Raw genomic sequence first — 12,612 nt, 5'->3', positions numbered from 1 at the left:
GTAACTTGGACGGGTGGAGATATATATGGGGCTAACGGGGCGATTTGGAATAATACCGCTACAGGTGTATTTGATATTCAAAGCGATCGCTCGTTTTATCATTGGTATGGTAATCAATCCCAATTCAACAATGCGGGTATCCTCAAGAAAACCGCAGGTACAGGTATAACTTATATCTCGACACTGTTCAACAATACGGGTACTGTGCAGGTTGCTAGTGGCACATTAAACGTACAAAGTGGTGGTACTAGCACAGGGAATTGGACAGTTAACAATGGTTCGATTCTGCAATTTTCCAATAACTATACATTACAGGGAGGAACATTAACTGGAAGTGGTACGGTTATTGGGAATCTATCGAATCTCACGCAAATTAACCCTGGTGACACCATTGGCACACTGAGAATTACAGGGAATTATACTCAAGCTAGTAGTAGTACCCTGAATATTGAATTAGGCGGAACCAGCAATTATGACCGCCTAGATATTACAGGTAATGCCAGCTTAAGCGGTAACTTAAATATTAGCCTACTAAATGGATTTACACCAGTTTTAGGCGATCGCTACACCATCCTGAATTTTGGCGGCAATTTAACCGGTGGCTTTACCAATATTACTGGATTCAACCTGGGTAATGGCTTACTACTACAGTCATTAATCGTCAATAAATCCTTAGTCTTAGATGTCGTTCAAGATGTCAACTATAAACCCGGCATCTTTTCTTTCAGTGCTAACAGTTTCAGAGTCAATGAAAATGGTACGCCTATCAGTGCTGTTACCATCAATCGCACAGGTGGAACTGATGGCATCGCCAGCGTTACTTTAACATCCACCGATGGCACAGCAACAGCACCAGCAGATTATAATAACGCTCCCATCGTTGTCAATTTTGCTGATGGTGAAGCTAGCAAAACGGTGACAATTCCGATTGTGAATGACACCATTTATGAAGGTGATGAAACCCTAAATCTCACCCTAGCGAATCCCGTAGGAGGAGGAACTTTAGGAACACAAACAACCGCCACACTCACAATAGTTGATAATGATTTACCAACAGTTTCTCTAGCAGTTACTCCCACCAGCGTAACAGAAGATAGCGCAACAAACCTGGTTTACACCTTCACCCGCACGGGCAACACTGCCAACTCTTTAACTATTAACTTTAATGTTGCTGGCAGTGCCACATTCAACAGTGACTACACCCAAATTGGGGCGACTAATTTCAACGGCACCACAGGAACAATTACGTTTGCTGCTGGTTCTGACACAGCTACTTTAACCATTATTCCCACAGCAGATAATCTATTTGAAGCGGATGAAACAATTAGTTTAACCCTAGCTGCTAGTGCTAACTATAATCGTGGCACTGTGAATACAATTACAAGCACGATTACCAATGATGATATTCATCCGGGGATTCTGTCTTTTAGTTCTCCTCAATTCACTGTTCAAGAAGATGGCACACCCATTACTGCTGTTACGATTAATCGTACTGGTAATAGCACAGGTGCAGTCAGCGTCACGATTAACTTAACAAATGGCACAGCCAACGCAGGAAGTGACTATAATAATGCACCGATTACAGTTAACTTTGCCGATGGGGAAATTAGTAAAACTGTCACCATTCCCATTGTTAACGACAATCAATTTGAGCCAGATGAAACAATTAATTTAACCCTGGTTAATCCCCAAGGTGGTGCAACATTAGGAACACAAACAACAGCCGTTGTCACCATCATTAATGATGATGCACCCCAACCAGGAACGATTAGTTTCAATACCACCGCTTACACCATTAACGAAAATGGCACAGCGAATATTAACCTAATTCGTACCGGAGGAAGTGACGGCGAAATTAGTGTTACCATCACACCCGCAGATGGTACAGCCACCGCAGGTAGTGATTACAATAATTCACCAATTACAGTTACCTTTGTCAATGGGGAAACGAGTAAGACAGTCACAATTCCCCTCATTGATGACAGTAACTATGAGCCGAATGAAACCGTCAATTTAACTTTAACTAACCCGACTGGTGGCGCAACATTAGGCACACAACAAACAGCCATATTAACCATCATTGATAATGATGCTGTACCAGGGGTAATTGAGTTTAGTGATGCTAACTATGCGATTAATGAAAATGGTACACCAGTAACGGCTGTAACTTTAACTCGGACTAATGGTAGTGATGGTGCAGTTAGTGTCAGAGTTAACCTGACAAATGGCACAGCCACCGCAGGTAGTGACTATAATAATGCACCCATCACAGTTAACTTTGCCGATGGGGAAATTAGCAAAACAGTCACAATTCCTCTGGTGAACGACACACAATTTGAACCAGATGAAACCATTAATTTAAGCCTATCTAATCCCACTGGCGGCGCAACATTAGGAACTCAGACAACAGCACAGTTAACCATCATTAATGATGATGCACCCCAACCAGGAACGCTCAGTTTCAATACAACAAACTATACCGTTAACGAAAATGGTACAGCGAATATTAATCTAATTCGCACAGGGGGAAGTGATGGCGAAATTAGTGTTACCATCACACCCAGCGATGGCACAGCCACCACAGGCAGTGATTACGATAATTCACCAATTACAGTCACCTTTGGTAATGGGGAAATCAGCAAAACAGTCACAATTCCGCTCAATGATGACAGTAACTATGAGCCGAATGAAACCGTCAATTTAACTTTAACTAACCCGACTGGTGGCGCAACATTAGGCACACAACAAACAGCCATATTAACCATCATTGATAATGATGCTGTACCAGGGGTAATTGAGTTTAGTGATGCTAACTATGCGATTAATGAAAATGGTACACCAGTAACGGCTGTAACTTTAACTCGGACTAATGGTAGTGATGGTGCAGTTAGTGTCAGAGTTAACCTGACAAATGGCACAGCCACCGCAGGTAGTGACTATAATAATGCACCGATTACAGTTAACTTTGCCGATGGGGAAATTAGCAAAACAGTCACAATTCCGATTTTTGATGATACGATTTTTGACCCTAATCAAACATTTAAGATCACACTCTCGAATCCTACTAATGGTGTAACTATTGGGAGTCAAAATAATGCTACTGTCACAATCATTGATAATGATAGTCCAACTCTCTCACTTGTTCTCAACGTAGATAAGCTTAACGAAACAGAGACAGCTACAGGAACGATTACCCGCAATACAGAGGATACATCGACTGAGTTAATTATTACCTTAGAATCCAGCGACACTACAGAAGCAACGGTGCCGCAGACTGTAACTATACCTGTAAATCAATCTTCAGTCAGCTTTACAGTGACAGCAGTAGGCGATGAAATTTTTGATGCAAATCAACAAGTAGCGATTACTGCTTCGGCGACTGGGTTCAACAGTGGAACAGATAACATTACAGTCAACAATATTGATTTACCAGATTTAGTTGTTAGTAATATTGTTGCGCCTGTTGAGGCATTTTCAGGACAGTCCATTGAAGTTGTATGGACATTGACAAACCAAGGTAATGCGGAAGCTAGCGGAACTTGGACAGATAACGTCTTGCTGTCGGAAGATGGGGTAGTAGGTAACGATCAACTTTTGGGTAGCTTTAGTTTTACTGGTAGCATTGCGGCGGGAAGTTCTATTGAACGTCGTCAGTTAGTCACTGTACCCTTAACTATCAGTGGCGATCGCACTTTAATCTTACAAACTGATGCGTATAACCAACTGCGCGAGAGTCAAGGAACCGAAAGCAATAATACCACAGTAGACGATCGCCCCCTGCAAATTCGCCTCTCCCCCTTCCCCAACCTGCAAGTATCTCATGTCACCGCTCCCCCCACAGCCTTCTCCAGTCAAGAAACGGTGGTAGAATGGACTGTTACCAATAACGGCACAGGAGCTACCAGCGCACCCTTCTGGTATGATCATGTCTGGCTATCCCTAGATCAGACCTTAGATAATACTGACACTTACTTAGGACAGGCGACTAATGTCAGCTATCTCAACGTAGGCGAAAGTTACACTAACAATCTGACAGTCAAGCTACCTAGAGGTATCGATAGTAATTATTACTTCCTAGTCAAGACAGACGCAAATAATAACGTCAATGAATTTGACAATGAGGACGATAACTTTGGATTTGGCGGCCCCACCGACATTAATTTGACACCACCACCAGACTTCAGAGTTACCACAGTCAACGCCCCGGCTCAAGGTTTTTCAGGACAACCGCTTACCTTAACTTGGACAGTCACAAATGAGGGGACAGGGAGGAACTTAGAGACATTCTGGTATGATGAAGTGTTCATGTCTGCGGATGATGTCCTAGATGCGGGCGATCGCTCTTTAGGAAAGTTCAACCGCAGTGGTACGATTAATTCAGGCTCAAGCTACAATGTCACCCAGACAGTAAATTTACCGATTGGCATTAGTGGCGATTTCTTCTTCTTCGTGCGGACTGATGCAGGTAATCAGGTTTACGAAAATGTCTTTGAAAACAACAACACAGGCTATGACACCACAGCCACCAAAATTAATCCCACACCACCGCCAGATTTAGAAGTTGAATTTGTTGATGCACCCACTACAGCATCAGCGAGTCGTCCCCTAACTATTAGCTATCGCGTTACCAACTTTGGCGCAACTCCTACCCCCAACTCCTTGTGGATTGATAGCTTCTATCTGTCAACAGATACCGAACTAGACCCGAACACAGACCTCAAGCTGGGTGAACGGACTCGCTTTGGGGCATTAGACATCGGTAATGGATACGATAACTCTGCTACCTTTACCCTACCTAATGGCTTAAGTGGTACATATTATGCCTTTGTGGTAACAGATAGCGGCAATACAGTTTTTGAATCGAATAACAACAATAACATTGGCTTCAATAACACAGCAATTAACATTTTATCTCGACCTGCTGACCTGATAGTTTCGGCTACCGCACCAACCACAGCCGAAGCAGGTAAAGCCATCCGGGTAGAATGGACTGTAACTAACCAGGGTATTGGCGATACGGCGGTTACTAATTGGACTGATAGGATAGTTGCATCTAGTGACGCGGTGTTGGGTAATGCTGATGATGTCCTGTTAGCCAGCTTTAACCGCAATAGTTTACTCAATCCTGGTGGTTCGTATTCACGTCAAGAATTAGTTACCATTCCCTTCAACTTAGTTGGTGATTACAACCTATTTGTAGTAACAGATGCCAATAACAACGTATATGAAGCTACAAATGAAGGCAACAACTCAACAGTACAATCCCTGAGCATCACACGGCAAACTCCAGACCTGCAAGTTACAGAGGTGAGTGTTCCCACCACTGCCTTGTCAGGACAAACCTTAACAGTGAACTGGACAGTTAAAAACTTCGGCACAGGAAAGACAAACCTTGATTCCTGGTATGACGAAGTTTTCCTTTCAACTGATGCAGTAATTGATGGCAATGATAGATTATTGGGTAGAGTATACCGTTCTGGAGGGCTAGAAGCATCGGCGGAGTATAGCGTGACTCGCAGCTTTAATTTACCGCTAGACTTCCAAGGTGAATTTTATACTATTGTGCGGACGGATAGTGGCAATTTCGTCCTAGAAACTCCCTTTGAAAATAACAATAACCTCGCAAGTGCTGGTACTACTAACATCGCTTTGAGTCCTGTGCCAGACTTGGTTGTGGCGAGTGTCGATGCTGCTAGCACTGGTATTAGTGGTCAGTTGTTGAATGTGACTTGGACAGTCAGCAACAATGGGGCGGCAAATACAGGTAATCGTTCCTGGTATGATGCCTTTTACTTGTCCCGTGACCAATTCTTTGACCGCAGTACCGATACATATATTGGTTTCCAAGCCCGAACCCAAGATTTAGCAGCAGGAGCTAGTTACACTGATACAGCATCCTTCATGATTCCGCAAGGATTATCTGGGCCATTCTATGTATTTGCGGTTACAGACAGTAGTAACAATATCAATGAACGGAATAGCGAACAGAATAATATTGGCTACGATGGCAACTCTACAGAAATTAGTCTGGCACAACCTGCCGACTTAGTAGTGGGAACAATCACGATTCCGGTTAATGGCGTACCTGGGCAGAATACAACTATCAGCTATACGGTGACAAACCAAGGGGCAAATCCGGCTTTGGGTAGTTGGTTTGATGCGATTTACATCTCTGCGGATAATCAATGGGATGTGGGTGATGCGTTGTTTGGTAGAGTGGAACACGTTGGCAATGTGGCTAGCGGTGGTAGTTATAGTAAAACTTTAACAGCTGCTTTACCTGGGTTATTGCCGGGAAATTATTATGCGATCGTTCGTAGCGATATTCGCAATCAAATTCCTGAATCGAATGAAAATAATAACATCACAGCGTCCCTGAATCAGTTTGCGGCTGATGCGGAAATATTAGACTTGGGAACTGCGGATACTGGCACTTTAGGACAAGGACAAGCGGCTTACTATCGGGTTGATGTCGCTGCGGGTGAAACGTTGCGGGTGAAGTTTGATAGTGCTTCCACCACGGCGGCGAATGAGTTGTATATCCGCTATGGCGATATGCCAACTCGTTCTCAATATGATGTCGCATTTTCAGCCGCTTTATCACCAGACCAAGAAGTGCTGATTCCCAGCACTCGCGGCGGTACTTACTATATTCTCGCTTATAGCAGTGATGTAGGTGGTGGTGCGGCTAATTATAGCATTGAAGCTGATGTTCTTGAGTTTTCTATCAGCAGTTTAGGAACACATCGCGGTAGCAATAAAGGACAAACCACTGTCAAGATTGCTGGCGCGAAATTTACACCAAATGATATTGTCAGTTTAATTGCCACAGATGGAACGCAACGACAAGCTAGTAAGGTTTGGTGGAAGAATAGCACGGAATTATGGGCAACCTTTGACTTACAAGGGCTAAATACTGGAGCTTATGATGTCAAGGTCAATAATAGTCATCAGACAGCGATTTTAGATGATGCTTTCACCGTGACATCGGGGGCTGTTGGTAATCTAGAAACACAATTAGAACTCCCCAGTGCTTTAAGACCTGGACAGGGAGGAGTTGTTACCATTAATTATGTCAATACGGGAGAAACAGATATTCTTTCTCCTATACTGATCCTGAATAGTGAAAATGCTAACTTACAGTTACCTAACGGCGAATTAAAATCCAGATATCAATTTCTGGCTGTGGGTTCCGAAGGCCCGGCGGGAATTCTCTCTCCAGGAGAACGAGGAAGCTTGTCCCTTGTCTTTCAACCTACAATTGGTGCAGGGAATAGCGTTAATTTCAGGTTACAGGGTGTGACGGGAGGAGACCAACCTTTTGATTGGTCAACTGTCAAAGAAAATGCTCGTCCTAGCTTCATTTCACCACAAGCATGGGATGGAATTTGGAGTAACTTTACTGCTGCTATTGGGCAAACTCCTAGCCAGTATTTAGCTGCTGTCACAGATAATGCCAACACCTTTAGTCAACAAGGACAGTCAATTAGTGATATTTCTACGTTGGTTGGGGCAGAACTCCAGCAAGCGAATAATCTTCTGTTAGGCGATATATTAACCAGTCAGGTTGATGCTAGTTCCCCAACCCCCGGACTGAGGCTGAGTATGGGGCGGTCTTTCCAATCTACCTTTGATGGACGGTTAATATTAGGGGAGTTTGGTTATGGTTGGACTCATACTTGGAATATTACCGCCCGTCCTGATCAACAAGGCAATGTTACGCTTCTACAAGCGGGGAATATTCGCCTGTTTGACAAACAAACAGATGGCAGTTACAAAGGGCTAACAGGAGACAATGCCACTCTGTCACTGATAGGCAACACCTATCAGCTACGGGAGAATGACGGCACAGTGTTTGTCTTCCGGGTTGATGGCAAACTTGATTATATCGAAGACCGTAACAGCAATCGCATCACCGCAGGTTATACCAATGACCGCCTGACGAGTTTAACTCATTCCAATGGTGATTTCTTTAGCTTCGCCTATAATGCACAAGGACGCATTAGCCAGTTAACAGATGCAACGGGTCAAATTACCACTTACATCTATGATGCTAGTGGTGAACATCTGCTAAGTGTTACTAATGCTGAAGGTACGGTATCTTACACCTACGATGACAGTAACAACCTGTCCCTAAAAAATGCCCTGCGTTCCCTAACCCAAGGCAACGGTACTGTTTTTAGCTTCGATTATGATAGCCAAGGCAGGTTAATACAAGAAAGTGTCAATGGGACTCCTCAAGCCAGCTATAGCTACGACACCAGCACAGGAATTACTATCACCGATGCCACAGGAGCAAAGTCTCAGATATTGCTGAATGAGTTAGCACAACTCGCTCAATGGGAAGACGCTTTAGGAAGACGCACTCAATACCACTATGATGCTCAAGGCAACCGCATTCAACAAGTTGCACCCAACGGCACAACCTCTGTCTTTAGCTATGATCATCAAGGGAATTTAATCAAAATTGTGGATGCTGTAGGGCAGAAGGTTGAATTTACCTATGATGATCAATTTAACAACCTGTTAACAGTCAAAGATCAACTCGGCAATACCATCACCTATGGTTACGACTCCCAAGGTAATTTAAACTCAATCACTTATCCTGATGGTAGTCAAGAAACCTTGAGCGTTGATAGTCAGGGCAATATTACCCATTCTGTTAACCGTCGCAACCAAACGATTGAATACACCTACAATAGTCAAGGTTTATTAACCCGTAAAGACTATGGCGATGGCACTAGCGCAACGTTTACTTATGATAGTCGGGGTAACTTACTGTCTGCGACTGATGCTGATAGCAGCATTACCTATACTTATGATGCGGCAAATCGCCTGACTAAAGCAACACAGGAAGATGGGCGGTTTGTTGAGTATAGCTATGATACGGCTGGTCGTCGCAGTCGGTTAACAGACCACAATGGCTTGACTGTGAATTACAGCTATGATGCTGATGGCAGACTTCAAAGTTTAACAGATGGTAATCATGCCACCATTGTGACTTATACTTATGACCTGACTGGGCGTTTAGTCAGAGAAGACAATGGTAATGGCACTTATACCACTTATAGCTATGATGCGGCTGGACAACTGCTGAGTATAGTCAACTATGCTGCTAACGCCACAGTTAATTCTCGCTTTGACTACACCTATGATAGTGTGGGTCGTCGTACCAGTGTTACTACCCTAGAGGGAACCACTAATTATGGTTATGATGCCACTGGTCAATTAACTTCTGTTGAACTTCCCAATGGACGGATAATTGAATATCGTTATGATGCGGCTGGAAATCGCATTTCTGTGAAAGATAGTGGTGTAACGACTAATTACAGTGGCAATAATCTCAATCAATACACCTCGGTTGGTAATGCGACTTATAGCTATGATACGGATGGCAATTTAATTAGTAAAACTGAAAATGGCGTTACTTCTACCTTTACTTATGATGTAGAAAATCGCCTGATTGGTGTCACTACTCCTGATGGTACTTGGACTTATGAATATAATGCTTTAGGCAATAGAATTGCCACTGTTTATAATGGTCAACGCACTGAATATTTACTCGACCCGACGGGATTAGTTGATGTAGTTGGTGAATATGATGGTTCAGGAAATTTAGTTGCTGCCTATACGCATGGTTTAGGGTTAGTGAGTCGCATTGATGGCACAAATGCTGTCAGTTATTATGATAGCGATGCGATTGGTTCGACTGTAGGTTTGACGGGTGCGACGGGAATTTATCTCAATCGCTACAGTTATCTACCTTTTGGTGAGGATTTAACAAAAATTGAAACTATTGCTAACCCCTTTGAGTATGTGGGTCAATGGGGGGTAATGGATGAGGGGAATGGTCTTGATTTCATGCGGGCGAGGTTTTATACCCCATTGGCAGGCAGATTTTTGAATCAAGACCCCATTGGTCAACTTGGTGGACTCAACTTGTATCAGTATGCAATTAATAACCCTGTCAATTTAGTTGATCCTTTGGGGCTGGATGCACGGGGATTTGCAGAGGGAATACGGAGAAGGAACGACGCACTATCAAGGATAGGTTCTGATGAAAACGCATTGCAAGATTACCGAAATGCTAATAATCAGATTAGTGAAAATGCTGGTGGTTTCGCTGAACAACTAGGAGGGCCAATATTAAGGAGACCTAGCCCTAAATCCTTATTTAAATGGGGTAAGCTGATCAAGGATCTCTTGGATGGAGGAGGTCTTCTTGAACCAAATGATCAAGATTTGGACTCTGGTAGCACTCCCATCATCCGCGCCATTGACCCCAACGACATCATTGGGCCAGCAGGCTTTGGTGAAGAAAAATGGATAACTGCATCCTCTACCCTGGCCTACACTATCCGCTTTGAAAACCTAGCCAGCGCGACAGCACCCGCCCAACAAGTCGTGATTACGCAACAACTAGACTCAGACCTTGACTTCCGTACTTACCGCGTCGGTGATTTCGGCTGGGGCGATTTGTACTTCGATGTACCTGATAACCGCGCCTTCTATAATGAACGTCTAGACCTCACTGCCACCAAGGGCTACTATGTAGATGTCAGCGCAGGTATTAATGTTACCACTGGCGAAGCCTTCTGGACAATTACTACCATCGACCCCAATACAGGCGAAATCCCAGAAGATGCCCTAGCAGGTTTCCTACCACCCAACAATGAGGATGGTGTGGGCGATGGCTTTGTTAATTACAGCATCCGCGCCCGTCGAGATGTGCAAACAGGAGCAATCATTGATGCTGAGGCGCGAATTGTCTTTGACACTGAAGCACCAATTGACACACCGCCTATCTTCAACACTATCGATGCAGGTAGACCAAGCAGTACAGTTAATGCACTACCAGCGACTACAGACACCGCAGAATTTCTGGTGAGTTGGTCAGGTAGTGATGATAACAACGGTTCAGCTTTAGCTAACTACACGATTTATGTGTCTGACAACGGTAGCCCCTTTACCCCCTGGCTAGAAAACACCACCCTCACCGAAGCTACTTACATCGGCGAACCCGGTCATACTTACGCCTTCTACAGTGTTGCCCGTGACAATGCAGGTAATAGTCAAGCCGTTCCTACCACTGCTCAAGCTACTATCCAAGTTCTGAGTAGTAATGTTCCCCCAGTTCTGGCACTGAATCAGGGTTTAACTCTCAATGAACAAGCTACGGGTGCGATCGCCAATACTCAACTACAAGTTACAGATGTTGATAATAGCACCACCCAAATTACTTACAGGTTAACTGATATACCAGACAACGGCGTACTTTCACTGAATAACACAGCCTTAGCAATTAACGACACCTTCACCCAAGCAGACATCGACAGTAACCTGCTAAATTATACCCACAATGGCAGTGAAACCACGAGCGATAGTTTCAGCTTTACCGTTTCCGATGGGAATGGTGGTACGATCGCTAACACCAGTTTCAACATTACTGTTAACCCAGTCAATGATCACCCAATTTTGGTGAGTGCGATCGCTGATCAATCTGCCACCGAAGACACCGCTTTTACCTTCACCATCCCAGAAGCTACTTTCTTAGATGTAGATGCCGGGGATATCCTCACCTACACCGCTACTTTAGACAACGGTGATGCTTTACCAACTTGGCTAACCTTCGATGCCGCAACCCGCACCTTTAGCGGTACACCAACGCATACTGCATCTGGCAGCTACAACATCACTGTTACCGCCACCGATACAGCCGCAGCCAGTGTCAGTGATACCTTTACTCTCAAAGTCATCAACCTTGTTAACGGCACATCCAACCGTGAAACCCTCTCTGGCACAGATGACGATGACATCATCAATGCAGGGGCAGGTAATGATACGGTCAACGGTGGTGCTGGTGATGATATTCTCGATGGTGGTACAGGTAGCGATCGCCTCATCGGTGGAGATGGCAATGACACCTACATCGTTGATAGCATCCGCGACGTAGTAGTAGAATCCGTCGGACAAGGTATAGATACAGTCAAATCCTCAGCTAGTTACACCCTCACCACCAACGTCGAACATTTAATCTTAACTGGCACAGCCAACATTAACGGCACTGGCAACGCCTTAGATAACACCATCACGGGTAACAGTGGTAACAACCTCCTCAAAGGTTTAGACGGCAATGATACCTTGATTGGTGGTGACGGTAATGATACCTTAGTCGGTGGTGCGGGCAATGATACCTTAACCGGGGGAGAAGGCACAGATACATTCCTCTTTGGTAGCGGTGCCACCTTTACTCAAACAGCCTTCGGTGTTGATACTATCACAGATTTCCACCAAGGCACAGATAAAATTGCCCTAAGTCAAGCCTCTTTCACTGCACTAAATAGTCTAGTTAACAGCAACTTACTAGCACATGAATTTGCCACGATTAACACGACTTTGGAGGATGAAATCGCCATTGCTGGAGTTAGCAATGCCAAAATTATCTACAACTCATCAACAGGCAATTTGATATATAACCAAGACGGTGCAACGACTGGTTTAGGTAATGGCGGCATATTTGCTAACCTGAGTGCTAATCTGGAAGCCAATGATTTCTTCTTACAATCTTGATAATTAGTCAGGTTTAACAATTGTATAATTAGCAAAAAAAAG

1 protein-coding gene is annotated in these 12,612 nt (G+C 44.1%); it reads left to right on the top strand.

Annotation, left to right across the window (positions count from 1 at the left end; genetic code table 11):
- Positions 1 to 204: 204 nt before the first annotated feature.
- A complete protein-coding gene (locus AACS98_RS20900) occupies positions 205 to 12,570 on the top strand; it encodes a Calx-beta domain-containing protein (protein WP_232317186.1) in 12,366 nt (4,121 codons plus the stop codon).
- Positions 12,571 to 12,612 lie beyond the last annotated feature (42 nt).

Source organism: Anabaena sp. CA = ATCC 33047, assembly GCF_963870205.1.
Taxonomy (GTDB): Bacteria; Cyanobacteriota; Cyanobacteriia; order Cyanobacteriales; family Nostocaceae; genus Trichormus.
The sequence above is the reverse complement of the archived record's forward strand: the minus strand, read 5'-3'. Positions and strand labels throughout refer to the sequence as shown.